Genomic DNA, 26,004 nt, shown 5'->3' with positions numbered 1-26,004 from the left:
ACGTCCACGGTTCAGCTCGAGCGCCGTGGCCATGTTCGAGTGGCGAGGCGATCAGCTAGGTGCACGATGTGGTGGCGCCGTTCGAGGCGATGCAGCATCTTCTCTGGCAGGCTGTTCTCGCCCGCATACGCCCCGGCAAGTGACCCGGCCATCGCGGCGACCGTGTCGGTGTCACCGCCCATCGCGATGGCGAACATGATCGCGGCCACGGGATCGGCTGGATGCCGGAGGAAGGCCGCGATCGCAGCCGGGGCTGCCTCGCGAGCGGCGATGCCGGAGCCGGTCAGCCGCGCCACTTCGCCCGGTTCGGCAAGCCGCATCGACAGCGATACCGCGTCGAGAGCTCTTCGCATCTCCGGTGTCTGAAGCTGATCGGTGCATTGGGCCAGCACCGTGTGCGTTTGAGCGTGTACGTCTGCCGATGTGAATGCGCATCGAGCGGCCACGGCTACAAGAGCGGCACCGTCCTGGCCCTGGGGATGTGCATGTGTGATGGCCGCGGACCGTCGGGCGATCGCTGCGATCTCTGGTGCAGACAGCGGGAGCGTGGCCACCGGGGCGACTCGCATGGCGCCGCCGTTTCCGAGGGAGCCCGCACCGTCGAACGATGACACAGAGGCCTGTTTCCATGAGCTTCCTGCCAGTACGTCGCGGAAGATCTTCGGGGGATTGGCGCCGTAGCCGCGGTCCGGCTCGGCATCCCAGGTGTGTGCGAAGCGCAAGGCTAGCTGATCCTCGTCGAAGTCGTCTGGATGTCCGAGTTCTGCGAGGTAGGTGGCGAGCGCAAGCTGCAGCGCTGTGTCGTCGGTCCATGTCAGTGGCTCGTCCGCGTCTATCCATGCCTGGATCTCTTGAGCGGTGACGGTGGAATGCCCTTCGAATGGTGCACCCAGTGCGTCGCCGAGCGCGCCGCCGAGTAGGCATCCCCGTACTCGTCGCGTCCATATCAAAGCATCATGCTTAGCAAGCATCGAGTGGATCTCCTGAGGTGAAACATCGAATGGAAAAGTGCCGGGAGCCAGCCGCGGCACGAAGTTCCTTATTGGGGAGATTCCCGTGCGCCGTCCGCGGTGCATCATCCCCGGCAGGCCCGCGAAGCAACTCTACCTTTACGTGATGGTAGAGTCTACGCCCGTGATGTCCGGCGGTATCTCTTGGCCTACCGTCGGGCATCATCTCCTCGGCTGCATCCCATACCGCGCGCCGACATGCTTCATGCCGGCGCCGTGCGCTGATGGGCGCGCCTGCCGGGGGCGGTCGTCGGGTCAGCGCAGACCCGTGGGCTGGAATGGCGGACAACGCACGAGGTGCCGGCCGACGGGCGCATGTCCGTGCAGGAGAGAAACGGGCCGACACCAACACATACGACGGAGGTCACGACAGTGACGGTGAGCAGAATCGAGATAGCGGACATCGTCGAGGGGGTATTCGCCGACCCGCCGGTCGACAAGGACCAGCTGCTGGCGTGGGCACATGCCAACGGCGCGCGGGACGAGGTCATCGATACCCTTCGTCGCCTGCCGGATCAGCACTACCGCTCCCTGCGTGACCTGTGGCCGCACCTGGCAGGAGTGCCTGTTGAACTCTGAGATCGCACATGTCGAGCCGGCGACTCGGAGATCTCCGATCCTGACCTTGCGCCACGCTGGCAGCGCCCGTGTCTGACGTGCATCACATCGATGCGATCGTGTCGACCGTTCAGCAGAATCCGTCCCTGACCGACCGGCCTGTGGCCGTGGCCCGAAGCTTCTCCGCGCGATCTCGGACCTGGGCGGCGCAGCTACGCCAACGCTTGGGCGATTGCGACATCCGTGCGATCGACTTCAGTCCCGCATCGCAGCACGGTGACGTGCCACACGTATCCGCCTTCGTCTTGACCCCCGGCACGCCCACCGGCCCCGTACTTCAGGAAGCGGCACGGCAGAACGTGCCGATCATGAGTTTCGACGGCGACCACGTGGACGCGCCGCCGTTCGCCGTCGCTCGGGTCGAGGCTCCGGGGGCGCCTGCACGTCGGCACGTCACGACCGGGTGGATCCAACTCATGCCCGACAGCAGCACCTCAGCGTTGAGCATCAGCGTGGACGAGCGAGCGATGGGCAACAGCCTCGCGGCCGTGCTCACCGCGCGAGCCCTCGATCGTGGCATGGTCATCCAATTGCGGGCCGCATGGCACATCGAGAACTCGCCGGACCTCAAAGGCCCTATCGAGGCGATCGACGCTGACGTGCGCATCGTTGCGGGGGCGTACAGTGTCTATGCGAACAACGCCTTGGTCGACATACTCTCGCGCGGGGCGGTGATCGTGTTCGAGCGCTTCACCATTCGCGAAGTGAGGCGACGCGGCCGCAACGGATCAGAACCGGGCCGCCATCGTGATCGCTAGCGTCTGAGAACGGCGTTGTCGTGGTCATCGTTCATGCACCATGAGGTGAGTTGGGGAACCGTGTGAGCACGCGATTTCAGGAGATCGATAGGCGTTCGACGCCGTGGGGAGAGATCAGCCTGCGCCGACGGTGGGATCCAACTCTCGACATCGAGGTCTACGAAATCAAGCTGGACGATGACTTTCTCATGTCGAGCCTCTTCACGGTTGCCGAGGTCGAGATGGCTCGGCTCGCTCTTGCCGGGATGCCCGGGTCGGGCCTAGACGTGGCGGTTGGCGGCCTCGGCCTCGGCTACACCGCACACGCCGTTCTGAAAACTCCCGGAGTGACGTCGCTGTTCGTCGTCGAGGCTCTCGGCGAGGTTATTGAATGGCACGAGCGCGGCTCGATACCCGGAGGGGCTGAACTGACGTCGGACCAGCGCTGTGACCTCGTGCATGGCGACTTCTTCGCTATGTTGCGCGCTGAGAGCGGCCTGGATCCCAGGCAGCCGGGCCGGCGGTTTCACTGCGTCCTTGTCGACATTGATCACTCTCCGCGCCACGTGCTTCATCCCAGCCACGCGGCGTTCTATGAAACGACCGGTCTGCAGCGGCTTGCCAGGTGCCTTCATCCACATGGCGTGTTCGCCCTGTGGTCGAACGACCCTCCCGATGAGGAGTTCACCGACACGCTCTCATCGGTCTTCGCCGAGGTGAGGGCAGAGATCGTCAGCTTCCATAATCCGTTACAGAAGGCGGAAGCCACCAACACAGTTTACCTCGCTCGCTCATAGGCTGGCCGCCGGCTTCCGCAAGGCCGTCCCTGAATCGTCACGATCGAGATCATCCATGGACGGCGGCTTGGCGGGACGCTCGCACGCGCACTACTCGTCGGCCGGGTCTCGCGGTATGGTCAGCCGCCCGTTGATGCGACGAAGAAGACCCCATGGATTCTCATCGCGCAGCGCCTCGGGAAGCAGAGCGGCGGGGGAGTCCTGATAGGTGACGGGTCGTAGGAATCGCCGGATCGCTGTCGCTCCGACGGAAGTGTGCAGTGACGACGTCGTGGCCGGTGATGTCCCGCCGTGCTGCATCGACCACGTGACTGCCACGCCTGTCGGCCAGCCGTTGAAAACCAGCCGGCCGGCCGTGTCGCGCAGCCGCGCTATGATCGGGCCCAGCTCGGCGACCTCGTCGTCTTCCGCGTGCACGGTGGCCGTCAGGCTTCCGGGCAGAGCGTGCAGGCCTTGCGCGAGTTCCGCTGCGTCCCGGTACCGCACCAGCAGCGTCGTGGGTCCGAAGCACTCGTCGAGCAGCACATCCGGTTGGGCGAGCACTGCCTCGACGTCGGTTGCCAACACCACCGGGGACGTTGCTCTGTCCGCGCCGTCCTGCTCGGCCGCGCCTGCTACGACGTCGACGTTCCCGGTGGCGAGGAGCGCCCGCAGGCCGTCAGCGAACCCAGTGCTGATCCGTGTGGTGAGCATCCGGCCTCCGGTGGCCGGTGTGGCCGCCCGTATCGCGTCTTCCAGGCCGGTGCCTTCCGGGAGGAACACGACCCCCGGTTTGGTGCAGAACTGTCCGACGCCGAGGGTGAACGATCCGACGAGCCCGGCCGCTATCTGTCCGCCGCGCCGCTGGGCGGCAGCCTCGGTGATCACCACGGGGTTGATGCTGCCGAGTTCGCCATAGAACGGAATAGGGTCGGGGCGGGACGCGGCCAGGTCGGACAGTGCCCGTCCTCCGGCCGCGGATCCGGTGAAGCCGACCGCGGTGATGTGCGGATCGAGGACCAGGTCACGTCCGGTCTCGTACCCTTCGACCAGGCCAAATGTGCCGGTCGGCGCGCCGACGTCGGTCAACGCCGCAGTGACGATGCGCGCAGTCAGCCGCGACAGCCGGGGATGCCCGGGATGCGCTTTGACCACGACGGGACACCCTGCCGCCAGCGCGGATGCGGTGTCGCCACCGGCGACGCTGAAGGCGAACGGAAAGTTGCTCGCCGCGAACACCCCGACGGGGCCCAGCGGGTGCAGCATCCGGCGCAGGTCCGGCCGTGGCGGTGTGCTGTCGGATCGTGCGTGATCGATCGTCACCTCAAGGTAGCTGCCTTCGGTGACGACGTCGGCGAACATCCGCAACTGTCCCGTGGTCCGGCTCACCTCGCCACGCAGCCGTGCCTCGCCGAGGGCGGTCTCCTCGTCTGCGAGGGGTACCAACTCGTCCACAGCCGCGTCGAGTGCGTCGGCGACGGCAGCGAGCAGCCGTGCCCGATCACCGGGGGTGGCGTCGGCCAGGTCCGGGGCGGCTTCTGCTGCTGCACGCGTCACCGGGCCCACCGAGAGGCTCGCTGGGCCCGCTGCCGCACCTTCGTTGTCCGGGTTCCCGGCCGTCGTCGTACTCATGCTTATCTCCATGCGGTGTGTCGAAGTGCTGGGGTGAAGGTGACGACGGGATGTGCTGTCACATGACGCCGTGGCGTTCCCAGACGTCAGCAAGCTTGCCGCCGTCCAACAGCAGCTGACGCGCCATGTTCTCCGTTGTCGCCTTCTCCAGTGCACGGTGGGCCACGTCGTCGGCGATGTCGCGTGGCACGACGGTGACTCCGTCATCATCGGCAACGATCAGGTCTCCAGCCACGACGGTTGTTCCGCCTATGTGCACCGAAGCGACGGTCGCGTCAAGCGACACCCGGCCGAGGCTATCCGTCGGTCTGCTTCCTCGCGCGGACACCGGAAACCCTAGCGCACGGATCTTCGCGACGTCGCGAACGTATCCGTCGATCACCGCGCCCCGTGCACCGCGGCCGCGCGCTGCGCACGAGAACAATTCACCCCATGCGGCGGCCGGCCGGCTGGTTCCATCACCTACCGGCACGTCCCCGGGGCCGAGTGAATCGATGAAGTCGATCTCATTGCCGTAGGGGCGTGACGGAGGTTCGCCGACGCTGCGAGCGACGAACGGGCGAGCCCAGCCTACGATTCGGCCGGAACCTCCGATAGGCGCGATGCCCGGTAGCGCGGTCTGTTCGTGGAAGCCGAGTTGATCACAGATGTCGGAGAAGACGGCGCTGTATGTCTCTTCGGCGAGCACGTCGAGGTCGATATCTTGGGTCGAGGTCATAGCCGCACTCCAGTTTCCGCCAGGCCCCGGACGATCGATCCGGTGGTGGGCAGCAGTGGCACCAGGCATGCTTGCAAGGTGTGGTAGAGGTCCGGCTTGCCGAACCAGGGGTCGGTTCTCGGACTGAGCGAATCGTCCAGTTGATGGTGCCAGCTACCGAGCTCCCGGTCGATCAGGTGGTGTTCGCACCAATCCCAGACGCGCCGGTACCAGTCCTCGTATACCTGGTCACCGTCGATCATGCCGAGGAATGCCGCTGCTCCGATGCCTTCCGTGCAAGGCCACCAATACCGGTCACGGTCCACGGGCCGGCCCTCCCAATCCACCGTGAAGTAGAAGCCGCCCTGGGAGTGATCCCAGCCTTCGGCGGTCGCCTGTGTGAACAGTGATCGAGCCGCCTCGGGCATCCATGTTTCCTGCCGGCTGCCCATCTCCCACAGCTGCAGCACCAGCCGGACCCATTCCAGCCAATGCCCCACGGTGGACCCGTAGGGACGGAACACGTCGGTTCCGTAGTCGAAGTCGATCGACCAGTCGGGATGATAGTGCTCGGGTAGACGCCACTCATTCGATGCGGCGATATCTCGGATGAGCATTCGCGCGATGGAATGCGCCATATCGAGATATCTCTGCTCGCCAGTCGCCTCGTGGGCGGCCATCAGTGCCTCGGTCAGGTGCATGTTGGAGTTCTGGCCGCGGTAATCGCTTTTCGGTTGCCACTCCGCGGTGAATTCTTCGGCTGCCATACCGTATTTCGGATCCCAGAAGCGTTCCTCGAGGACGGTGGAGATGTCGGTCAGGAGGCGCTCGGCGTCCGGATGGCCGGCCACCTTGGCGGACGATGCGGCGAGCAGAACGAAGGCGTGTCCATATGCCTGCTTGCTGTCATCGACCGGACCAGCGTAGCCGTCGGACCAGCGGTAACCTCCACTCTGCCGGTCGCGGTGGCCGCTCCAGAGGAAATCCATGCCGTGGTCGACGTATCGCGCGGCGCCGGGACGCCCGAGTAGCGTCCCGATGGCGAAACAGTGCACGAGGCGTGTGGTGGTGAACAGGTTCCGCGTGGGCTCTGCCGCGGGAGGCCAGCCCGTGGGCAGCGGTTCACCGCGATCGTCGAGGTCGTGGAACCCGCCACGGGGGTTGATCGCGTATGGCTCGTAGAAACTGAACAGCCGGTCGGCTTCTCCGAGCAGCCATTGCCGATGGCTCGTATGCGTGACCCACCTGGTCGGGGTGAACAACATGTTCTCCTCTCTGGTTGCTCTCGACGCGCGAGGTGTAGCTGTGCGAAAGTTCAGTCCGGCATCGGCTGCTGCAGCATCAACGGAGGCGCGACGACGTCGGACAGCGCGGCGTAGAGGCGCTGGTAGAAGTACTCGGGCCCGGTTCTGTGCCACTCATCTGTCAGCACGACAATGCTGACCGCGCCGAGCGGCCGTCCGTGTGGTTCGAGAACCGCCATGCCGATGGCGGTGAGACCGATGACGTTCTCTTCGAGATCCAGACCATAGCCGTCTCTTCTGGCTTGGACGATTCGCTCCCACGCCTCCGGGAGTGTGGTCGGCGCATTCTGCGTGCGTGGTTTGAGCGCACCGCTGAATCTGGTCGCGAACGATTCGTAATCCGTGTACTCGCAAGCGATCATCGCCCTGCCCATAGCGGTGGTCAGCGCGGACAGGCGCATTCCCACGTATGTCCCGGGCTGGATGGGTTTACGGGACTCCATCTTCTCCAGATAGAGGATCTCGGTTCCGTCCAGCACCGAGATGTGGCACACCTCGTCGATCTCTTCGGCCAGCCGCAAGACTCTCGGCCGGAGAATCGCACGGATGTCGAGGTGCCTCGTGTAGGCACGAGACAGCTCAAATGACGTCGGTCCGAGCCGATATGAGCCGCTTTCGGGAATCTGGGCGACGAAATCGCGATGGCGTAGTGCCCGGAGGGTCGCGTGCAGGCTCGTCTTGTTGAGCTTGAGGCGCGTAGCGAGTTCTCCGAGGGACAGGCCGGCAGGTCCTGCCGCCGCCAGTTCCGCCAAGGTGGCAAGCGCCTTGTCCACGGCAGGCATCGGAGACGACTCCGGCTGGGGTTCCCCTCCGGGTTCTGCTACCTGCTGACGTGCCATGTGGTTCCTTTCCGTAAGCCGTCCCGGCGCCAGTGGCGCATCCGTTTTCGTCGATCGACGCTTGACGGGCATGCCGGGCGCTTCTAGGGTATGACGATATTGAACGACGATTGATGTTGTCAAACGCTACGAGGGAGTTGCGATGGCGCAGCTGAACGGAGTGATCGTCGCGACGGGTGCCGCTTCCGGCATCGGACGCGCGTCCGCTGAGGTCTTCGCCGAGCAAGGCGCCGTCGTGTTGGGGGTGGACGTCGCCGACGACGGCCTCGCGACGCTGCGGACCCGGAACATCGAGACCATCCATGCCGATGTCACGAGTCAGGCTGACTGCGTCCGGGTGGCCGAGCGCGCAGCCGAACTCGGCCCGGTTCGGGGCTTGTTCAACTGCGCCGGGCTCGAGCGGCATGGATCGGTTGTGGACACGCCGGAGGACGACTGGGATCGCGTGCAGGACGTCAACCTGAAGTCCATCTACCTCATGAGCAAGGCGGTCATTCCCCGTCTGCACAGCTCAGGAGGTGGCGCGATCGTCAACATGTCATCGATCCAAGCGCACGCGACACAGACCGAGGTCGCCGCCTACGCGGCCACCAAAGGCGGAGTCATCTCACTCACCCGGGCTATGGCGCTCGACCACGGCCCGGAGAACATCCGAGTCACAGCCATCTGTCCAGGCACCATCGAAACGCCGCTGGTACGTGCGAACGCCGAGTACTTCGACCCCGAAGATCCGCAGCGCCAACTCGCCGAATGGGGGCGCATGCATGCGCTGAACCGCATCGGTCAGGCCGGCGAGGTCGCGCGGTTCGCGGCGTTCCTCCTGTCTGACGAGGCGAGCTTCGTCACCGGCTCCTGGCATCTCGTCGACGGCGGGCTGCTCGCCTCGTTCTGATGCGGAAGGGAAGAGTCATGGAACAAGCCATTGAGCTCAGCGAGACGGTCGTGCAGATCCGCCAGGAGCTCACCCCCGAGATTCCGCTGTACATGCACGCCGTCATCGGCGCAGACGCCGTCGCGCTCGTCGACGGTGGGCTCCCGGCGTCCGGCGCGCACATCGACCGACTCCTCGAGAGCAGGCGGGGACGGCCGTTGCGCTACCTGGCCAACACCCATGCCCACCACGACCACATCGGCAACTTCCGGCGACTGCGCGACGTGCACGGCAGCCTGGCCGTCGCTGCCGCCGGTGCCGTGCCGTGGATCGAGGACGTCGACCGCAATCTGCGCGAGTTCGCCCTGCACCATCCGGACCTGGTGCCGGACACGCCTGAGCTGCGCGCTGAGCTAGCCTCCACCTACGCCGAGCAGGGCTGCCCGGTCGACGTGGTGGTGGGCGAAGGAGCCATCCTGCGCCTGGGTGGCGGGGTGGAGCTGGAAGCGTTCGAGCTGCCCGGACACGTCCACGCCGAACTCGGCTGGCTGGAGCGACGTTCCCGGTGTCTCATCCTCGGCGATACCGTGACCGGTACAGACTGGCCCATCTTCCACGGGCACCTCGACCCGCGAGCGTTCGCCGCCACCCTGCACAAGCTGCGCGCCCTCATCGACGAACGAGACATCACATCGGTCGCGATGTCGCACTACGCGCCTCGCGAGGCATCGGCGTTTCGCACACTGCTGGACGAGGTCACCACGTACCTGCAGCGAATATGGGCGGTGGTGCGCGAGCCGCTGGGCCGCGAGCCTGTCTCGCTGGAAGATGTGTGGCTTCACACCTGCCGGGCCATGGGCAAGGAGCCCGAGTTCCGCTCCGTTGCCATGGTCCGTGCTCATCTCGATGATCTGCTGCGCACGGGCGAGATCCGTCGCGTCGCCGCAGATCTCTACGTCGCCGCCTGATCACACGAGGGAGTGCACATGAAGATCACTGAAGTTGAAGCCGTCGAGGTGACCGTGCCGATCGAAGCCCCGCTTCGCTTCGCTTACGGCGTGCATCTGGCATTCACGCGAACCCTGGTCAAGATGCACACCGACGAGGGCTACGTCGGCCTCGGGGAGACGGCCGCCTCGAAGGAACAGGTCGAGCGGCTCAGCCGCCCGATACTTGGGCAGAATCCGTTCGATCTTGAGGTCATCCGCAACATCATCTCCAACCGTTTCTACTGGAGCCGAGAGCCGTTGACCGCTTCGGCGCTGGAGATGGCCGCGATAGACGTCATCGGGAAGGCCACCGGCCAGCCGGCGTATCGTCTGCTGGGCGGGGCGCTCCGTCCGCACATCGAGATGGCGGCCTACTGCTTCTACCGGTACCCGAGCGAGGACGGTACCCGTCCTGGCGTGACGACTCCCGAGGAGATGGCTGAGCACGCCGCGGACTTGGTGGAGCGTCGAGGCTTCAGGACCGTCAAGCTCAAAGGCGGTGTTCTGCCCGCGGCTGACGAGGTCGCCACGATGGAGGCCCTGCGTGAACGCCTCGGTCCGGACATTCGCCTCCGGCTCGATCCTCAATCCGCCTGGACCGTCGAGACCGCCGTCGAACTGGCGCCGCGGCTGGAACGCGTGGGATTGGAGTACTACGAGGACCCCGTGGCTGGAATGGCGAGTATGGCCACGGTCCGAGAACGCACCAGGTTGGCGATGTCCACGAATATGTGCGTGACCAGCTTCCAAGAGCTCGGTCCCGCCAAACAGATCGGCGCCATCGACGTGGTCCTGACCGATCCGTGGTACTGGGGCGGGCCCACACAGGTGCACACGCTCGACACGGTGGCGCGGACCATCGGCATCGGAGTGTCGATGCACAGCGGGATCGAGCTCGGCATCGGGATGGCCGTCATGGCACATACCGGAGTGGCCATGCCCGGTCTCACCGCGGCGGTCGATGCCCACTACCACCATCTGCTGGACGACGTGATCGCCGGAGACATGCTCTTGCCGGAAAAGGGCGTGCTGCAGCCCCCCGAGGGACCGGGCTGGGGGGTTGAGCTGGACGAGGCTAAAGTCGCGAAATACGCCGAGCTGCATGCCAGCGGCACCTATCGCAACGTCTACGTCGAAGGCAACACCGTCGGGCCGGATCCGTACCGGCCCCATTGGTTTCCCATCATTCCGGCGTGGTGACCGAACGGCGCCGCATGGGGCGCGTCACCGCGGTCAGCACATCCTCGCCCAGGCCGCCGCCGCGCGATGGCGGTCGGCCCACACACTCAGGAGCGGCCATGACCAAATTAGACATCGAATCGCACGCCAGGGAATCCCGCACGCCCTCGTCCCGAGAAGCAACGCGCGCCGCCCAAGGCCCGATCGGCACGTTCGCGGGCCGCATCGTTCGCGAGGCCAATCTGCTGATCATTCCGATGATCCTGCTCATCGTCGCGCTGTCGTTCTTCAGCGACGCCTTCTTCACCGGGCACAACCTCACGAACATCCTGAGAACCGCCGCGATCTTCGTGATCCTAGGTGTCGGGCAGACGTTCGTCATCACGTCGAAGAACATCGACCTGTCGATCGGCTCCATGATGGCGCTGGTGCTGTGCGTGACCGCGTCACTGATCATCGTACAAGACTGGTCACCTCACCTGGCCGTGCCGTTCGCGATCGCGATGGGTGCGGTGCTTGGTGTGCTCAACGGCATGGTGGTCACCAAGCTCAAGGTCCCCGCCCTGTTGGCCACTCTCGGAGGACTGATCGCGTATCGCGGAGCCGTCCAGGAATTCATGTACGGCGGCCAGTACGTTGGCCTCCCGGAACAGATCCTGATCCTCGGGCGGGGAATGTGGGGCCCCGTACCTGTCCCGGTCGCCATCGCGGGTTTCTGCGTTGCGCTGGGCTGGCTGCTCTTCCGATATACCAGGTTCGGCCGCTACACCGTCGCGATCGGCTCCAATGAGGAAGCAGCGAGGCGGGCGGGTATCAACGTCGATCGCTGGACGATCGGTGTCTTCGCCTTCCAGGGTGCCATGGTCGGTGTCGCCGCGCTCGTTCTCATGGGGCGGATGAATGCCGCGAACCCGAATATGGGGCAGCTCAACGAGCTTCATGTCATCGCCGGTGTGGTGCTCGGCGGCACACTCTTGTTCGGGGGGATCGGCACCATTCTCGGCACCGTGCTGGGCTTGCTGTTCATCGGAGTACTGGAGAACGGCCTGCTCCTCGCCGGCGCGGGATTCTACTGGCAGCAGATCTTCCTGGGCTTGCTGATCATCCTTGCCGTGGCTTCGCAGATGCTCCGAATCAAGCTTCAAGGCAGACATTGATGCGTTCGCGCCCCTGACACGCACCGTCCCACAACGAGGAGGGAACATCATGCGTTACCGAAAGACGACCTCATCGCTATTCGTCCTGTGTGCCGCAGCGCTGGTTCTGTCCGCCTGCGGCGCGGAACTGGACGAAACCGCGGATCAGGCGGTCGTTCCGGAGGATGAAGGCGACGACGGAGAAGGGCTGGACGTCGACGCGCAGGCCGAGGGTGATGGCCCGCTGATCGCCTTCGTGGCGTTCACTCAGGACATCACCGAGATGGCAGGCCAGCAGATCATCGGCCTCGAAGCGGCGTTCGAGGAGGCCGGCTTCGAGTACACGATGAACACGGCCGCTCCGGCTGGTGCAGAGGACCACGACGGGATGGACCGCATCCTTCAGGACACGGCGACTCTGGCGCCCGACTACGCGATCGTCAATCCGGCGTCGTACGCGTTGGTGGACGACAGGATCGCCGAGATCGAAGCCGCGGGCACGACCACCATCGTGGGGGCGATCGATCCCGGAACCCTCGAGGAATCGCCCGACGCCGATCCACTGACGTGGGTGGCCGTCGATGAGTATGCGATGGGTCACAACGGCGCGGAATTCCTCGCCCAGGGCTACTGCGAGGCAGGCGAGGACATCACCGTCGTCCCGTTCTGGGGCCCGGCCGCTTCGGAGATCTCGCAAGATCGTGTGGGCGGCGCACTGGATGCGCTCGACGACACTCTCGGCGAATGCGGGCTCGAGTACGAGGTTGTCGACGAGGTGTTCGCCGATTTCAATCGGGAGAAGGCATTCAGGTTCACCGAGACCATCGTCACTGCCCACCCAGATGTCGACCTGATCATCGGAGCCAATAGCAACACGGCCCTCGGTGTCATGGAGTCGCTGACCGCCCAGGGGCGCATCGACGACATCGACATTCTCGGCAACGGTGGCCAGCTGGACGAACTGGCCGCGATCTGCCGCGGGGACATCACCGCCGCCGGATTCCGCGACGCATATCAGATGGGCTTCGACATGGCCGAGGCCATCATGCGCGACTGGGAAGGGAACGGCGAGGAAGTGCCCGAGGTCACGCTGTCGGACCTGCCGGTCACCCATGATTGCGAATCGGTCTTCGACGCGGTGCCGATGCAGATGCTGGAGCACGAGGGGTTCCAGGACAACATCCCGGACGGCACGTGGGAGGAGTTCACCCGATGACGGACCAGCAGAACGCAGTGGACATGTCCGAACACGCTCCTGGACGGCTGGGTACACCCGCCGTACGGACCATAGGCCTGAGCAAGTGGTATGGCTCGGTGCGCGCGCTGAGCGAAGTGAACCTTGAGATTTATCCAGGCGAAGTGGTTGCCCTCGTCGGCGATAACGGGGCCGGGAAGTCCACACTCGTCAAGGCGCTGTCAGGTGCCTTTCAGCCGACATCGGGGGAGATCCACATCGACGGAGCCCCGGCGCGACTGCACACCCCGGCGGACGCGCGCAAGCTCGGTATCGAGACCGTCTATCAGGACCTCGCGCTCGTCGCCCACGTCGACGTGGGCGGGAACCTGTACCTGGGCCGTGAACCCACCCGATGGGGTGTCATCGGCCGTCTCTTCGGGATCTTGGACCTGCCGGCGATGTCGAAACACGCCGAGCGGGCGTTGGCCGAGTTGAAGGTCACGATCCCGTCGGTGCGCTCTCCCGTCGGGACGATGTCCGGTGGCCAGCGCCAGGCCACCGCCATCGCCCGGACCGCGCTGTGGGGCAGCAAGTTACTGATCCTCGACGAGCCGACGGCGGCGCTGGGTGTCCAAGAATCCGAGGAAGCACTTCAGCTGATCGAGGACGTCGCCGCCCAGGGCATCCCGCTGATCGTGGTGAGCCACAACATCGAGCACATCTTCCGGATCGCGACCAGGATCGTCGTGCTTCGGCAAGGAAGGCTCGTGGCGGATCTCGATCGCGGCGACACCTCGCCGGATGAGGTGGTCGGATATATCACCGGGGCCCGTACGTCCGCCGCGGTACCCGCCGATGCCGGCGACGACGTGGACACGGCTGGGAGCGGACCTCGATGACCTCCCTGGTGCATGTCGACGCGGACGGCACGCCGGCGTGGGCGGTGGCCCGTGGAGGCCGGCTGTATCGGCTGGATGCTGCGCTGGCCGACCTGCTGGCGCTGCCAGTGGAAGAGGCCAGGCACCGCTGCGAGGAGGCGGCGGACGAGGTGGTGGCGGACCGTGTCCTCCCGCCCGTGGACCGGCAGGAGGTGTGGGCTTCCGGGGTGACATACCTGCGCAGCCGTCAGGGCCGGGTCGAGGAGTCCGGCCACGCAGACGTCTACGATCATGTGTACGACGCCGAACGTCCGGAACTGTTCTTCAAGTCGACCGCTGAACGCGTCGTCACCCACGGCCAGACAGTCGGCATCCGCGCCGACTCCGATTGGAACGTACCGGAGGCGGAGCTGGGGCTGGTGCTGACCAGCGGCGGTGAGCTGTTCGGATATCTTCCCGGCAATGACATGAGCAGTCGGTCCATCGAGGGCGACAACCCGCTCTACCTTCCCCAGGCCAAGGTGTACAACAGCGCCTGCGCTCTCGGGCCCGAGATCGTTCCGGTATGGGAGGCGGGTGACGGCCCGTTCGAGATATCACTGTGCGTGTGGCGTGGCGACGAAGCCGTCGTGAACAGCAAGACGTCCACCGTGCAGATGCGTCGTACCGTCCCGGAGCTGGCCGGCTGGCTCTTCCAAGCTCTCGAGCACCCGTACGGCGCGGTGTTGCTTACCGGCACCGGTATCGTGCCCGATCGGCGTTTCACCCTGATGGAAGGTGACATCGTCACGGTCAGCATCGCTGGCATAGGCGAAATCAGCAACCCCGTGGTAACCGTCGGCCGTGTCCGTAGGGCCGACCTGACCGACGATGCAGGCCTGATGCCCTGACACGGCAGAAGCATGCCGTGGCCGTCGATGATCGCTGGAGCCTTCCAGCCTGAGCGAGTCTCCGCAACAGCGGATTCGGCTGGGTCAAACCCAAAGCGACGGCGTGAACCGTCGCGATCAACATTCATTTCCCGTCGTATAGCCCGCGTGATGCTGCGCGGTCGTAGGAGAGGACCGTCCATGTCTCGACAGAATCTGCGACGCGCGTTGAGCGTCGTTTCCGTACTCGGTGCGGTATCCGTTCTTCTCGCCTCATGTGCGGGGGCCGGGGGTAGTAGCGGCGGAGATGGGAGCGCTGGAGACGGTGACTCCGGGGCCGTCAATGTGTTGATGGTGGGCAATCCTCAGATGGAGGACCTAGCCCAACTTACCGAGGACAATTTCACCGCGGATACCGGCATCGATGTCAATTTCACGATCCTCCCCACGAGCGAGCTGCGTGACCGCGTCACACAGGATGTTGCGACGCAGGGCGGTCAGTATGACGTGGTGACTGTGGGCGGCTATGAGGTGCCGATCTGGGCGGAGAACGGCTGGCTCGCCGAGCTTGGCGATGCCGCCTCCGGGGATCAGAGCTACGACTACGGCGATCTGCTCGATCCCATGGTGACGTCGCTCGGGGGGCCTGACGGCGGCGTATACGCGTTGCCCTTTTATGGGGAGTCGTCGTTCCTGATGTATCGGACCGATGTGTTCGAGGACGAGGGCCTCACCATGCCCGAGCGTCCGACCTGGCCAGAGATCGCGGATCTCGCGGCGGAGGTCGACGAGGCGCGTTCGGACATGGCTGGGATCTGCCTGCGTGGGCTGCCGGGTTGGGGTGAGCTGTTCGCGCCGTTGACGACGGTGGTCAACACCTTCGGCGGAACCTGGTTCACTGAGGACTGGGATGCCGAGGTGGACGCGCCAGAATTCCGGGAAGCAGTGGAGTTCTACGTCGAGCTGGTCCGCGAACACGGGCAGGCGGGCGCCGCGCAGTCTGGATTCACCGAATGCCTCAACACGTTCGGTCAGGGAAACGCGGCCATGTGGTACGACGCGACCAGCGCCTCGGGTCCGCTCGAGGATCCAGCCGCCAGCAAGGTCGCCGGGGATGTGGGCTATGTGCACGCGCCCGTCGTTCAGACCGACGCCAGTGGATGGCTGTGGGTGTGGGCGCTGGCCGTCCCGGAGACGACCCAGCAGCCGGAGGCTGCGCAGGAGTTCGCGCATTGGGCCACGAGTAAGGAGTACGAGGAACTCGTGGGTGAGGAACTCGGTTGGTCGCGGGTGCCGGCGGGCAAGCGGCAGAGTACCTACGACATCCCCGAGTATGCGGAGGCCGCCGAGGCCTTCGGGCAGATAACGTTGCAGGCCATTGAGGAGGCGGACCCGGTCGACCCGGGTGTGCAGCCGCGCCCGACGGTGGGGGTGCAGTACGTGACGATTCCGGAGTTCGCCGATCTCGGCACCAAGGTGTCGCAAGAGATCAGCGCGGCCATCGCGGGTCAGGGGAGCGTGGAGGACGCACTCGAGAACGGCCAGGAGCTGGCCGAGACCATCGCCGAGAACTACCGCTGAACAGGGACGGGAACCTCTCATGGTGACCATGGCCGAGTCCGCTGCGGAGGTCGACGCCCGCTCGCGCATGACGAAAGGGGGGCGGCGACAGCGGTGGCTGCGACGTGCGCCGCTGCTGCCCGCGCTGGTGCTCGTCATCGTGGTGACACAGCTGCCGTTCCTGACCACGCTGGTCATCTCCTCGTTCCAATGGAACGTCCTGAGCCCAGGGCAACGCTCGTTCAGCGGCCTGACGAACTATGTCACGGTGTTCACCGACGAGCGACTGCGCTCCGCGGCGGTGAACACGGTGACCCTGACGGCATCGGTGGTGATTCTCAGCCTGCTTCTCGGGCTGCTGCTCGCGGTGTTGCTCGACCGGAAGTTCGTCGGGCGTGGCCTCGCCCGGACGCTGCTGATCGCGCCCTTCCTGGTCATGCCCATGGCCGCGGCGCTGCTGTGGAAACACGCGATCTACAACCCCGAATACGGGTTGATCAATGGAACGCTCAACGCCGTGTGGCAACTGTTCGGTGCCGACCGGGGACCGGTGATCTCGTGGGTGGACAGCTTCCCGATGCCGGCGCTCGTCGCCTCGCTCGTGTGGCAATGGACTCCGTTCATGATGCTGATCCTGCTCGCAGGCCTGCAATCGCAGTCGAACGACGTTCTCGAAGCGGCGCGTGTGGACGGCGCGTCGGGCGTCGCCACGTTCCGATTCCTGACCCTGCCGCACCTGCGCCGGTACCTGGAGCTGGCGGCGCTGCTGGGGGCGATCTACGTGGTGCAGGCGTTCGACCACGTCTTCACCATCACCCAGGGCGGGCCGGGTGCGGCGACCACCAACCTGCCGTACGAGATCTACCTGACCATGTTCCGCGAGTACGAGTACGGCGAGGCGGCCGCGGCGGGAGTCGTCGCCGTGGTGGGAACCATCATCGTGTCGATCTTCGCATTGCGGGTCGTCTCCTCGCTGTTCCACGAGGAGGTGACCCGATGACCGGTACCGTCTCTGCCGAGTTCGTCGACCGGAGGCCTGCCCCACACAAGACGGGCGTGCCACCGAGGCCGCGGCACCGTGGTGTGACGTCCGACGTACACCGTGGTGGGATCCGCTGGGCACTCGTCGCGTGGACGATGACGCTGTTATTTTTCGCGCCGGTGGCGTGGATGGCGCTGACGTCGTTCCACCGCGAGGTGGACGCCGCAACCAACCCGCCGTCGCTGTTCGCGGAGCTCACCTTCGAGCAGTACGGACAGCTCTTCGACCGGGGAGTCACGCCGTTCTTGATCAACTCGGCCATGGCCAGCTGCGTATCCACCCTTCTGGTGGTGATGCTGGCCGTCCCAGCGGCCTACGCACTGAGCATCAAACCGGTCAAGCGCTGGACCGACGTCATGTTCTTCCTGCTGTCGACCAAGATGCTCCCGCTGATCGCGGCGCTGCTTCCCGTCTACCTCGTCGTCCAGCGACTGAACATGCTGGACAACGTGTGGACCCTGGTGGTCTTCTACACGGCGATGAACATGCCGATCGCCATCTGGATGCTGCGATCCTTCCTGGCCGAGGTGCCGCGCGAGGTGCTGGAAGCGGCACAGGTCGACGGGGCCAATCTGCTGCACGTGCTCTGGCACGTGGTCCGGCCGATCGCGATGCCGGGGATCGCCGCGACGGCGCTCATCTGCATCATCTTCTCCTGGAACGAGTTCCTCTTCGCGCTCAACCTGACTGCTACGCGGGCTTCGACCGCGCCGGTCTTCCTCGTCGGGTTCATCACCAACGAGGGTCTCTTCCTGGCCCGGCTGTGCGCCGCCGCGACCCTGCTCTCCCTGCCCGTACTCATCATCGGCTTCGCCGCGCAGAATCAGCTCGTGCGCGGCCTTTCCCTCGGAGCGATCAAATGAAAGCAGTAGTCATCACCGCACCCGGCCAGGTAGAGGTCGCCACCGTGGACGACCCGCGGCCATCGCCGCGAGAAGTGGTAGTGGAAGTCGCGGGATGCGGCATATGTGGAACCGACCTGCACATTCTCGAGGGCGAGTTCGCGCCTTCCCTGCCGGTCGTGCCGGGACATGAGTTCGCCGGTGAAGTCGTGGCCGCTGGGGCAGACGTGAGCGAACTCGCGATCGGAGACCGAGTGGCAGTCGATCCGTCGTTGCATTGCGGCGAGTGTTACTACTGCGGCCGCGGGCGGGGCAACCTGTGCGAACGGTGGGCAGCCATCGGCGTCAACGCGGCGGGTGGGGCCGCAGACTACGCCGTCGCCCCGGCCGCCAACTGCGTGAAGTTGCCGCCACACGTACGCGCGGCCGACGCCGCCCTCATCGAACCGCTCGCCTGCGCGGTACGCGGATTCGACGTCTTGCACCGGCCTGTCGGGGATCGTTACCTCATCTACGGCGCCGGAACAATGGGCCTGATGAACCTCCAGCTCGCCAAGAACGCAGGAGCGGCCTCGGTCGACATCGTGGATGTGAATCCGGACAGACTGCTCACCGCCGAGAAACTCGGCTGCGACCATGCCGTGACCCGCGCCGACCAGATCGACATGCCCCGCGGATGGGACGTCGTGATCGACTGCACCGGCGTGATCTCAGCCATCGAAGACGGGTTACAGCGCGTCGGCAAGGGCGGAACCTTCCTACAGTTCGGCGTCGCCGCCGAACAAGCCCAAGCCAAGTGGGAACCATTCCGGATCTACAACAAAGAGATCACCATCACCGGATCGATGGCCGTGCTGCACTCCTTCGACCGCGCCGCGGACCTCTTCACCCGCGGACTCATCGATCCAGAGGCATTCATCAGCCACCGCCTCCCGCTGGATGACTACCCGGAAGCGCTCCAGCAGTTCACCGCCGGCAAGGGCCGCAAGATACAGGTCATCCCAGACGTCAATACAACAAGGTAAGCGGTCTCTCGGGGTGTGGTTTTCCGCAGCTGAGCATCTGAGGTTGTCCGGCGTTGTTGTGCGGTCGGCTTCATGGTGTCGCCGACAACTGGTCCGTAGCGTCGAAGCGATGATTCGAACTGATCGCGGGAGGCGCATGATGATCGAGGCGCTTGGTCTGACCAAGCGGTATGGCGATGTGCTGGCGGTGGACGACCTGAGTTTCCGGATTCCGCCGGGGCAGGTGACCGGATTTCTCGGGCCGAACGGTTCCGGGAAGACCACCACGATGCGGATGATTCTGGGGCTTGACCGGCCGAGCGCCGGTTCCGTGACGGTCAACGGGCACCGATATGTCGATCTGCCGGTTCCCATGCGTGAGGTAGGAGCGATGCTAGATGCGCGGGCGGTTCATCCGCGGAGAACGGCCTACAACCATCTGCGGTGTCTGGCGCGTAGCAACGGCATCGGCCGTAGCCGGGTGGACGCGGTGCTGGAGTTGGTGGGGCTCGACGGCGCGGCGGACACACGTGCGGGGACGTTCTCGCTCGGGATGGCCCAGCGGCTGGGGATCGCGGCCGCGTTGCTGGGTGACCCCGGTGTGCTGATTCTCGACGAGCCCGCCAACGGGCTCGATCCCGAGGGGATGCACTGGATTCGCGGTCTGCTGCGGGATCTTGCCGGTGAAGGGCGCACCGTCCTTCTGTCCAGTCACGCGCTGAACGAGATGACGCACATTGCCGACCACCTGATCGTGATCGGCCGAGGCTCGATTGTCGCTGACGCCTCGACGGAGCAGCTGTTGAAGAGCGACGACACGCCGCGCGTGCTCGTCCGGGTGGCCGACGGGTACGGCGAGTCGTTGAGTCGGGCGGTGGTGGAGGCCGGAGCGGACGTGCGCCGGATGGCCGATGGAGCACTGCTGGTCTCCGGGCTGGACAGTACACGCATCTCAGCGCTTGCCGCCGCCGGCGGGGAGGACATCTCGGAGCTCACCCCGCAGGTGGCTTCGCTGGAAGAGACGTTCATGCGGCTCACGGGGGCGTATGTGGACTACAGAGCGGTGGCGGGGGAGTGGCGATGAGTAATGCCGGAATGTCCGTCGCGGGCGCGGGCGCCTCCACGGCCACCGGGGTCGGGTTCGCCGACGTGTTGGCCGCCGAATGGCTGAAGGCGCGAACGCTGAGGTCGACGGCGGTCGCGGTCGCGGGGTTCGCGCTGATCGGCCTCGGCATGAGCACCCTGGTGAGCAGCGCCAACGCGGCCGAGTACGCCGATCTGCCGGCTTCGGAGCAGGCGGGTTTCCTGCCGCTCGGGATCGCGCTCTACGGCGTGATCCTCGCCCAGTTCGCTCTCGGTTCGCTCGGCATCTCGATGGTGACGCAGGAGTATTCCACGCGCACGATCTGGCCCAGCCTGGCTGCCGTGCCTCGTCGGAGCCGGTTGCTGGCCGCGAAGGTGACGGTGATCGCGTTGATCGCGCTGACAGCGGGCGTACTGACCGGGCTGGGCATGGTCGTCGTCGCTCAGGTGATCTTCGACCGCAACGACATCCCGAACGCGACACCTGAAGCGCTGGGGTATGCGGACGTGGCGCGCTCGGTGCTCGGCACCGGGCTGTATGTCTGTGTTCTGGCTGTGCTCGGCTTGGCCGTCGGCGTGCTCGTCCGCTCGGCTGCGGTGGCGATCGGCGCCCTGGTGTCCGGCGTGCTGCTGATCCCGTCGCTGGCGGAGTCGCTGCCCGAGCCCTGGGGCGAGACCGTCAGCACGTACTGGCCGAGCAATGCCGGACTTCAGCTCGTCCTCAACGGCGACGACGGCCTGTCACCGTGGGCCGGCTTCGGTGTGATGTGCGGTTTCACCGCGATTGTCGTGGCGGTGACGTTCGCGATGTTCCAGCGGCGCGACGCGTAGGGCGGGCCGGCGTCGTGATCTTACGGCGCGCTCGGTCGAGGCAGATGTCCGTGCAGGAAGGCGTGCACGCCCGCCCGTACCAACGCCGCGATCGCCGTCGGTTCGGCCTCGACTCCGCCACGGCGCGCTTCGGCGAGAGCCTCGCCCAGGGCAAGATAGATGTAGTGGCTGGCGGCGCGTTCCGGATCGGCGAAGCTGAGCAGCCCTTCGCTGCGCAACAGGCGCAGGTGGCGCGCGAGCGTCGCCTGCGCCCGTTCCGGCCCGGTGGCATGCCACGCGGCGTACACGTCGGCGGGTAGCTGCTCACCGGCGGCGTCGAGCCGGCGCACCAAGGAGAAGTGGTCGGCGTACCGGTCCTGCAGCCTGACCCAGTCGCAGCCCAGGTCGACCAGGGCATCCTCGAGGTCCGCTGTGCCACGGATACGGTCGAGGTGCTGGTCGATGAGTTCGGTCAGCGCATCTGCCACGGTCGTCGTGCTCTCGACGAGCACCTGATTGACGAGATCGTCCTTGCTGCCGAAGTGGTTGTAGATGGTCCGGGTGGACACCTGTGCCTGGTGCGCGATCGAGTCGATGCTGGTGCCGGCGTACCCGGTGTGCGCCAGCACCGCCCTGGTGGCTTCCAGGATCGCCTGACGCTTGGCGACGCGCCCTTTGGTGGGTGCCTCGTCGGTACTCATCGGCTCCCTTCTACAGCGCCCTATATACAACGCAGGTTGTAGTTTTCTACTACATACAGTGTAGCTTGGCTGCATGGCGGCGGACGGATCCAGGATAGAGCGTGCGGTCACCGTTGATCGGACCGCGTGGCCTGCAGTGTTCACATTTGCGCTGGCCACGTTGGTGATCGCGAGCGAGTCGACGATGGCCGCGTTCGCGCTCCCACTCATCGGGGCGGATCTGGACGTGTCCGTCGGCGCGACGGCGTGGATACTGCTGGCCTATGCACTGCCGCTGGCGGCGCTGGCCATTCCGCTGGGCCGGTGGATCGATTCGGCGGATCTGCGCACGGTCTTCATCTGGTCCCTGTCCGGTGTGGGGCTGGTCAGTGTCCTCACTGCGGTCGCACCGTCGTTCGGGCTGATCATCGTCCTGCGGGCGGTACAGGGGGTGGCTGCCGCCGCATATCTGGCCGGGTATCTGCCGATCGTGACGAAAACGGTCCGCGGCGATCAGCGGGCGCGGGCGATGAGCTATATCGCGACGATCATGACACTGGGGAGCATGGCGGTGACGCCGCTCGGCGGCCTCGTCGCTGATACGCTCGGCTGGCGAGCGGTGTTCGTGATCAAGCTGCCGTTGCTCGTCGCGGTCCTGGTACTGGGCCGTCGTACCATCCCGACGACGAGGGCGGCGTCGGGCGGTGCCGGGATGCCAGGGCCGAGCGTCGGTGTGGTGGTCGACGCGGTGCTCATCGGCGGAGCGATCACCGCCGGCCTGCTCGCCGCCAACCGTGCCGATGGTTCATGGCTGCTGGTCGCCGCATTGCTCGCGACGTCCACGGCGCTGATCTGGTGCTGGCTGCGTCTTCGGACGAGCCGGCCGGTCATCGCGCTCGTCCGTTCGCGACCGTTCGGCCTGACCGCGCTGTCGTTGCTGCTGCTCAGCGCCTTCACCGGGCTCACGTCGTTCTCGCTGCCGTACTTCGTCAGCGATGTCATGGGCGAGAGTCTGGCGTTGCTCGGCATCGCGACCCTCTTCTTCGCGGGCGTCGCGGCGGCGGTCTCACCGTTCGCCGGCCACCTCGCAGACCGGCTCGGGCCCCGGCCGGTCGCGGCGACCGGGGCCGCGATCATCGGTGCCGGGCTTCTGAGCATGCTCACACTCTCACCTGAAGCGACCGTGACCGACCTCGCCTGGCGGCTGGCGGTCGTCGGCCTGGGCGCAGCGCTGTGCAACGCTCCGACCACCACGGCGCTGCTGAACACCACACCGCCCGGGCAGGCAGGGATCGCCGGTGGTGTCGGCAATGTCGCGCGGACGATCGGCACCGCACTCGGTCCCGCCATCGCAGCCGCCATGTGGAGCATCAGCTCGACCGATACCGCCGGATTCCGGAGCGGCGTGGTCGCCCTTGCCGCCGTGACACTCGCCGCCTGCGTCACGATCCTGGCCGGCTCCGCCAAGACGCCGGCGTGAGGCCCCCGGGGGTGAGAATCGTCGCCGTGTGAGGTCATGCATCGAGGTAGCGGAGGATGGCGAGCACGCGTCGGCTGTAGCCGACCGTGTGTGAGAGATCGAGTTTGTCGAAGATCGCGTTGACGTGCTTTTCCACGGCGCTCTGGGAGACGTGCAACCGCTGTGCGATCGCCGCGTTCGTATGTCCTTGGGCCATCTCGTGCAGGACGTCGTGCTCGCGCTCGGTGAGCGCGTCCAGGAGCCTGGACCGGCTCGTCGTCGCGACGAGCTGCCGCACCACCTCGGGATCGAGCGCGGTAGAGCCGCTGGCCACGCGGTCGAGCGCATCGAGGAAGTCTTCTACTTGGGCGACCCGATCTTTGAGGATGTAGCCGACGCCGTCGGACCGCTCGGCCAGTAGCTTGGTCGCATATCGCCGCTCGACGTACTGGGAGAGCACGAGCACGCCGATGGCGGGCCAGTGCTGTCGGATCTCGAGCGCAGCGCGCAGACCGTCGTCGCTGTTGGCCGGCGGCATCCGGACGTCGGTGATGACGACGTCCGGCTGGTGCTCACCGACGGCGCGGACGAGTTCGTCGGCGTCCGCTACCGAGGCGGCGATCGTGTGCCCTTCGTCGTTGAGCAGCCGGGCCAGACCTTCGCGCAACAGCGTCGAGTCCTCGGCCAGGATCACTCGCACGGCAGCTCCGCGTGCACCACCGTGGGTCCACCGGTCGGGCTGTCGATGCGGAACCATCCGTCCAACGCCTCTATCCGGCGGGCCAGCCCGCGCAGGCCGCTGCCGGACGGATCTGCGCCGCCTGCGCCGTCGTCATGTACGCGCAGCTTGACCACCCTTTCCCGGCCGCTGATGTCGACGGTGATCACGTTCGCTCCGGAGTGTTTCGCGGCGTTGGTCATGGCTTCGCACGCCACGAAGTACAGCACAGTCTCGACGTGACGTGGTGGTCGGACCGGCAGATCGTATGACGTCCGCACCGGTACGCTGAACTGCTTGGCCACCATGGTCAGGACCTCATCAAGACCGGCGTGGTCGAGCGCGGACGGGTAAACGCGCCACGCGACGTCGCGCAGATCCTCGATGGCGCGTTGGGTGTCCTCGTGTGCCTGGCCGAGGAGCCGGTCGACCTTGTCGATGTCGGCACTGCGTCGCGCTCGCCCGAGCAGCATGCCGAGCGCGACCAATCGCTGTTGCAGCCCGTCGTGGAGATCCCGCTCGATGCGCTGGCGCTCGGCGTCGACGGCCGCGACCACCTCGGCGCGGCTCGTGGTGAGTTCGTCGACTCGGCGCTCGAGCGCATCCCGCGGGCTGCGAACCAGGAGTGTGTTCGCCAGCTTCAGATCCAGGGCCGCGATATTCGGGATCGCCTGCACCGGCACCATGAGCAGAGCCGCACCGATCACCACCTGCAGCACAAACTCGATCGGCGTCACCGTGCCGCCGACGGTGCCACGGAGCAGCACGCCAGCGAGGATGGCTCCGATCCCCAGCAGGCCAAGTGTCAGCGCGCTCAGCCCACCCGGCAGCAGACGGGCGGCGAGGTAACCGAAGACCCGTGAGCCGGCAGCCGGTATGAGGTCGCCGTGCGGCCCCGAGCGGTTGGATGTGGCGGTGAACCTCACCAGCCGGCGCCATTCCAGCGCGGCCAGCCGTTGCGCCTGCCGATGGAGACGCACCGTGACCGTGCGCCGCGCTGGACGGATGACCATGGCGACGAGTATGGCCAGCCCTGCGATCACCAAGAACGCCAGGCCTGCCAGGGCGGACAATGCGCCGAGCGCCACCCCGGCAAAGGTGCGCGCCCAGCCACGGGCGTACCGCGCCGCCAGCTCACGGCCCGGCCGGGCGGCGGTGCCGGGTGCCGCAGGCGTCTCCACCGGTTCCTCCTCATGTGGCGTCAGCGTCGTCGTCCGGAGTGTCGGGACGACTCCAGACGATTATCCGCGCCGCGGCGGTTCCGTCGCGTGCGGATCAGCCGGAAGACGATGAAATACCCCACGCCGACGGCGCAGACGGCGATGACGATCTTCTGGAAGACGCCCGAGTAGTCCTCGACCCGGTGCCAGCTCTCGCCGAGCTGATACCCGGCCACGACGAAGACGGTGTTCCAGATGAGGCTGCCCAAGGTGGTATAGAGCAGGAACACGGAAACGCGCATGCGTTCCACGCCCGCCGGGACCGAGATGAGACTGCGGAAGATCGGGACCATCCTGCCGAAGAAGACCGCCTTCGTGCCGTGCCGCGCGAACCATTCTTCGGTACGGTCGAGGTCGCTGACCTTGATCAGCGGCAACCGTTCGCCTATCGCCCGGACCCGGTCTCGGCCGACCAGGGCACCGATCAGGTAGAGGGCCAGCGCGCCGAGGACAGAGCCGAGGGTGGTCCACGCGATGGCAGCGATCAGGTTCATCTCGCCCCGGCTGGCGGAGAATCCGGCCAGTGGCAAGATCACTTCGCTGGGAATCGGTGGGAACAGGTTCTCCAGCGCGACGGCCAGACCAGCGCCAGGACCTCCAAGGCGCTCCATGAGGTCGACGACGAAGCCGACGATGCCGTCGGAGGAAGGAGCGCCGTCGTCGGCCGCGGATATCGATAACGTGGATGAGAACAGCGATTCGAACACAACCGAAACGCTACGTATCGGCGCAGCTCAGCGACATGAGGTTGGCCGTACACCTGAGCGGGGATCCCGCAGGGACGGGGTGTGGAAAACCGCACCCAAGCTGGCTTGGGGTATCCGTTCGTATCGTGCGTGTGCTGACGATCCGACGGTCGGAGGGCCTATGTCGA

General features: G+C 65.9%; 26 protein-coding genes. 17 read left to right on the top strand and 9 right to left on the bottom strand.

Annotated elements, in window-relative coordinates:
* Nucleotides 1–11: 11 nt before the first annotated feature.
* Entirely contained in the window at nt 12–971 is a 960-nt protein-coding gene (locus G1H10_RS28880; RefSeq protein ID WP_163744515.1) for an ADP-ribosylglycohydrolase family protein, read from the bottom strand.
* 411 nt (nt 972–1,382) lie between these two features.
* Between G1H10_RS28880 and G1H10_RS28875 the strand changes: the two genes are divergently transcribed.
* The 3 genes from G1H10_RS28875 (at nt 1,383) to G1H10_RS28865 (ending at nt 3,162) form a co-directional block, all read left to right on the top strand.
* On the top strand, nt 1,383–1,589 hold the full coding sequence (locus tag G1H10_RS28875; protein WP_163744514.1) for a DUF2795 domain-containing protein: 207 nt from the start codon (nt 1,383–1,385) through the stop codon (nt 1,587–1,589).
* A 455-nt stretch (nt 1,590–2,044) separates the two neighbouring features.
* Nucleotides 2,045–2,386 (top strand): hypothetical protein, encoded by a 342-nt coding sequence (locus G1H10_RS28870; RefSeq protein ID WP_163744512.1) that lies wholly within the window; start codon nt 2,045–2,047, stop codon nt 2,384–2,386.
* Nucleotides 2,387–2,448: 62 nt separating this feature from the next.
* Nucleotides 2,449–3,162: a polyamine aminopropyltransferase gene (locus tag G1H10_RS28865; RefSeq protein ID WP_163744510.1), complete on the top strand. Its 714-nt coding sequence runs from the start codon at nt 2,449–2,451 to the stop codon at nt 3,160–3,162.
* Between the two features lie 90 nt (nt 3,163–3,252).
* Here the strand turns inward: G1H10_RS28865 and G1H10_RS28860 are convergent, their stop codons facing one another.
* Genes G1H10_RS28860 through G1H10_RS28845 form a run of 4 tightly spaced genes read right to left on the bottom strand, consistent with a single transcriptional unit; the run spans nt 3,253 to nt 7,613 of the window.
* A complete protein-coding gene (locus tag G1H10_RS28860) occupies nt 3,253–4,773 on the bottom strand; it encodes an aldehyde dehydrogenase (NADP(+)) (RefSeq protein WP_163744509.1) in 1,521 nt (506 codons plus the stop codon).
* Between the two features lie 58 nt (nt 4,774–4,831).
* Nucleotides 4,832–5,491, bottom strand: a complete 660-nt coding sequence (locus tag G1H10_RS28855) for an RraA family protein (RefSeq protein ID WP_163744507.1) — start codon at nt 5,489–5,491, stop codon at nt 4,832–4,834.
* Nucleotides 5,488–6,735 (bottom strand): AGE family epimerase/isomerase, encoded by a 1,248-nt coding sequence (locus G1H10_RS28850; protein ID WP_163744505.1) that lies wholly within the window; start codon nt 6,733–6,735, stop codon nt 5,488–5,490. Before G1H10_RS28850 ends, G1H10_RS28855 begins: the two co-directional genes overlap by 4 nt.
* A gap of 50 nt (nt 6,736–6,785) precedes the next feature.
* Nucleotides 6,786–7,613: an IclR family transcriptional regulator gene (locus G1H10_RS28845; protein ID WP_163744503.1), complete on the bottom strand. Its 828-nt coding sequence runs from the start codon at nt 7,611–7,613 to the stop codon at nt 6,786–6,788.
* Between the two features lie 142 nt (nt 7,614–7,755).
* Between G1H10_RS28845 and G1H10_RS28840 the strand changes: the two genes are divergently transcribed.
* The 13 genes from G1H10_RS28840 (at nt 7,756) to G1H10_RS28780 (ending at nt 21,074) form a co-directional block, all read left to right on the top strand.
* Entirely contained in the window at nt 7,756–8,505 is a 750-nt protein-coding gene (locus G1H10_RS28840; protein ID WP_163744501.1) for an SDR family NAD(P)-dependent oxidoreductase, read from the top strand.
* 17 nt (nt 8,506–8,522) lie between these two features.
* Nucleotides 8,523–9,452, top strand: coding sequence for an MBL fold metallo-hydrolase (locus G1H10_RS28835; RefSeq protein WP_163744499.1), 930 nt, complete (start codon nt 8,523–8,525; stop codon nt 9,450–9,452).
* A gap of 18 nt (nt 9,453–9,470) precedes the next feature.
* Nucleotides 9,471–10,673, top strand: coding sequence for an enolase C-terminal domain-like protein (locus tag G1H10_RS28830; protein WP_163744498.1), 1,203 nt, complete (start codon nt 9,471–9,473; stop codon nt 10,671–10,673).
* Nucleotides 10,667–11,809, top strand: coding sequence for an ABC transporter permease (locus G1H10_RS28825; RefSeq protein WP_163744496.1), 1,143 nt, complete (start codon nt 10,667–10,669; stop codon nt 11,807–11,809). Before G1H10_RS28830 ends, G1H10_RS28825 begins: the two co-directional genes overlap by 7 nt.
* Before the next feature lie 49 nt (nt 11,810–11,858).
* Entirely contained in the window at nt 11,859–13,004 is a 1,146-nt protein-coding gene (locus tag G1H10_RS28820) for a sugar ABC transporter substrate-binding protein (RefSeq protein WP_163744494.1), read from the top strand.
* The gene (locus G1H10_RS28815) at nt 13,001–13,864 is read left to right on the top strand and encodes an ATP-binding cassette domain-containing protein (protein WP_216853769.1); all 864 of its coding nucleotides are present in this window, start codon (nt 13,001–13,003) and stop codon (nt 13,862–13,864) included. Before G1H10_RS28820 ends, G1H10_RS28815 begins: the two co-directional genes overlap by 4 nt.
* On the top strand, nt 13,861–14,733 hold the full coding sequence (locus G1H10_RS28810; protein WP_163744493.1) for a fumarylacetoacetate hydrolase family protein: 873 nt from the start codon (nt 13,861–13,863) through the stop codon (nt 14,731–14,733). Before G1H10_RS28815 ends, G1H10_RS28810 begins: the two co-directional genes overlap by 4 nt.
* Nucleotides 14,734–14,913: 180 nt before the next feature.
* Nucleotides 14,914–16,293, top strand: coding sequence for an ABC transporter substrate-binding protein (locus tag G1H10_RS28805; RefSeq protein WP_163744491.1), 1,380 nt, complete (start codon nt 14,914–14,916; stop codon nt 16,291–16,293).
* A 19-nt stretch (nt 16,294–16,312) separates the two neighbouring features.
* The gene (locus tag G1H10_RS28800; protein ID WP_163744489.1) at nt 16,313–17,272 is read left to right on the top strand and encodes a carbohydrate ABC transporter permease; all 960 of its coding nucleotides are present in this window, start codon (nt 16,313–16,315) and stop codon (nt 17,270–17,272) included.
* The gene (locus G1H10_RS28795) at nt 17,269–18,177 is read left to right on the top strand and encodes a carbohydrate ABC transporter permease (RefSeq protein WP_163744487.1); all 909 of its coding nucleotides are present in this window, start codon (nt 17,269–17,271) and stop codon (nt 18,175–18,177) included. The genes G1H10_RS28800 and G1H10_RS28795 overlap by 4 nt, the downstream gene beginning before the upstream one ends.
* Complete coding sequence (locus G1H10_RS28790; RefSeq protein ID WP_163744485.1) at nt 18,174–19,181, top strand: zinc-dependent alcohol dehydrogenase family protein; 1,008 nt, start codon at nt 18,174–18,176, stop codon at nt 19,179–19,181. Before G1H10_RS28795 ends, G1H10_RS28790 begins: the two co-directional genes overlap by 4 nt.
* Before the next feature lie 139 nt (nt 19,182–19,320).
* The gene (locus G1H10_RS28785) at nt 19,321–20,244 is read left to right on the top strand and encodes an ABC transporter ATP-binding protein (RefSeq protein ID WP_163744569.1); all 924 of its coding nucleotides are present in this window, start codon (nt 19,321–19,323) and stop codon (nt 20,242–20,244) included.
* Nucleotides 20,241–21,074, top strand: a complete 834-nt coding sequence (locus G1H10_RS28780) for a DUF2705 family protein (protein WP_163744483.1) — start codon at nt 20,241–20,243, stop codon at nt 21,072–21,074. Before G1H10_RS28785 ends, G1H10_RS28780 begins: the two co-directional genes overlap by 4 nt.
* 20 nt (nt 21,075–21,094) lie before the next feature.
* On the opposite strand, the gene G1H10_RS28775 is transcribed toward G1H10_RS28780, so the two are convergent.
* A complete protein-coding gene (locus G1H10_RS28775) occupies nt 21,095–21,754 on the bottom strand; it encodes a TetR/AcrR family transcriptional regulator (protein ID WP_163744481.1) in 660 nt (219 codons plus the stop codon).
* A 136-nt stretch (nt 21,755–21,890) separates the two neighbouring features.
* On the opposite strand from G1H10_RS28775, the gene G1H10_RS28770 reads away from it, so the two are divergent.
* Nucleotides 21,891–23,213 (top strand): MFS transporter, encoded by a 1,323-nt coding sequence (locus tag G1H10_RS28770; RefSeq protein ID WP_163744479.1) that lies wholly within the window; start codon nt 21,891–21,893, stop codon nt 23,211–23,213.
* Nucleotides 23,214–23,247: 34 nt separating this feature from the next.
* Here G1H10_RS28770 and G1H10_RS28765 read toward each other — a convergent pair whose 3' ends face one another.
* Genes G1H10_RS28765 through G1H10_RS28755 form a run of 3 tightly spaced genes read right to left on the bottom strand, consistent with a single transcriptional unit; the run spans nt 23,248 to nt 25,837 of the window.
* Entirely contained in the window at nt 23,248–23,892 is a 645-nt protein-coding gene (locus G1H10_RS28765) for a response regulator transcription factor (RefSeq protein WP_163744477.1), read from the bottom strand.
* Nucleotides 23,883–25,091 carry a sensor histidine kinase gene (locus tag G1H10_RS34810; RefSeq protein ID WP_216853765.1) on the bottom strand — a complete coding sequence of 403 codons (1,209 nt, stop codon included), beginning with the start codon at nt 25,089–25,091 and terminating at the stop codon, nt 23,883–23,885. The genes G1H10_RS28765 and G1H10_RS34810 overlap by 10 nt, the downstream gene beginning before the upstream one ends.
* Before the next feature lie 20 nt (nt 25,092–25,111).
* Entirely contained in the window at nt 25,112–25,837 is a 726-nt protein-coding gene (locus G1H10_RS28755) for a DedA family protein (protein WP_216853764.1), read from the bottom strand.
* Nucleotides 25,838–26,004 lie beyond the last annotated feature (167 nt).

The sequence above is a fragment of the Phytoactinopolyspora halotolerans genome, assembly GCF_010550675.1.
GTDB lineage: Bacteria > Actinomycetota > Actinomycetes > Jiangellales > Jiangellaceae > Phytoactinopolyspora > Phytoactinopolyspora halotolerans.
Note: the sequence above shows the minus strand (reverse complement) of the source record. Positions and strands in the feature narration are given on the sequence as shown.

What these genes read in the sequence shown, in the direction of transcription:
- G1H10_RS28820 (WP_163744494.1), top strand. Translation starts at nt 11,859, where the DNA reads ATGCGTTACCGAAAGACGACCTCATCGCTATTCGTCCTGTGTGCCGCA.
- G1H10_RS28850 (WP_163744505.1), bottom strand. Translation starts at nt 6,735, where the DNA reads ATGTTGTTCACCCCGACCAGGTGGGTCACGCATACGAGCCATCGGCAA.
- G1H10_RS28805 (WP_163744491.1), top strand. Translation starts at nt 14,914, where the DNA reads ATGTCTCGACAGAATCTGCGACGCGCGTTGAGCGTCGTTTCCGTACTC.
- G1H10_RS28840 (WP_163744501.1), top strand. Translation starts at nt 7,756, where the DNA reads ATGGCGCAGCTGAACGGAGTGATCGTCGCGACGGGTGCCGCTTCCGGC.
- G1H10_RS28880 (WP_163744515.1), bottom strand. Translation starts at nt 971, where the DNA reads ATGCTTGCTAAGCATGATGCTTTGATATGGACGCGACGAGTACGGGGA.
- G1H10_RS28855 (WP_163744507.1), bottom strand. Translation starts at nt 5,491, where the DNA reads ATGACCTCGACCCAAGATATCGACCTCGACGTGCTCGCCGAAGAGACA.
- G1H10_RS28790 (WP_163744485.1), top strand. Translation starts at nt 18,174, where the DNA reads ATGAAAGCAGTAGTCATCACCGCACCCGGCCAGGTAGAGGTCGCCACC.
- G1H10_RS28775 (WP_163744481.1), bottom strand. Translation starts at nt 21,754, where the DNA reads ATGAGTACCGACGAGGCACCCACCAAAGGGCGCGTCGCCAAGCGTCAG.
- G1H10_RS28810 (WP_163744493.1), top strand. Translation starts at nt 13,861, where the DNA reads ATGACCTCCCTGGTGCATGTCGACGCGGACGGCACGCCGGCGTGGGCG.
- G1H10_RS28830 (WP_163744498.1), top strand. Translation starts at nt 9,471, where the DNA reads ATGAAGATCACTGAAGTTGAAGCCGTCGAGGTGACCGTGCCGATCGAA.
- G1H10_RS28815 (WP_216853769.1), top strand. Translation starts at nt 13,001, where the DNA reads ATGACGGACCAGCAGAACGCAGTGGACATGTCCGAACACGCTCCTGGA.
- G1H10_RS28870 (WP_163744512.1), top strand. Translation starts at nt 2,045, where the DNA reads ATGCCCGACAGCAGCACCTCAGCGTTGAGCATCAGCGTGGACGAGCGA.
- G1H10_RS28795 (WP_163744487.1), top strand. Translation starts at nt 17,269, where the DNA reads ATGACCGGTACCGTCTCTGCCGAGTTCGTCGACCGGAGGCCTGCCCCA.
- G1H10_RS28785 (WP_163744569.1), top strand. Translation starts at nt 19,321, where the DNA reads ATGATCGAGGCGCTTGGTCTGACCAAGCGGTATGGCGATGTGCTGGCG.
- G1H10_RS28780 (WP_163744483.1), top strand. Translation starts at nt 20,241, where the DNA reads ATGAGTAATGCCGGAATGTCCGTCGCGGGCGCGGGCGCCTCCACGGCC.
- G1H10_RS28845 (WP_163744503.1), bottom strand. Translation starts at nt 7,613, where the DNA reads ATGGCACGTCAGCAGGTAGCAGAACCCGGAGGGGAACCCCAGCCGGAG.
- G1H10_RS28800 (WP_163744489.1), top strand. Translation starts at nt 16,313, where the DNA reads ATGGTGACCATGGCCGAGTCCGCTGCGGAGGTCGACGCCCGCTCGCGC.
- G1H10_RS28835 (WP_163744499.1), top strand. Translation starts at nt 8,523, where the DNA reads ATGGAACAAGCCATTGAGCTCAGCGAGACGGTCGTGCAGATCCGCCAG.
- G1H10_RS28860 (WP_163744509.1), bottom strand. Translation starts at nt 4,773, where the DNA reads ATGAGTACGACGACGGCCGGGAACCCGGACAACGAAGGTGCGGCAGCG.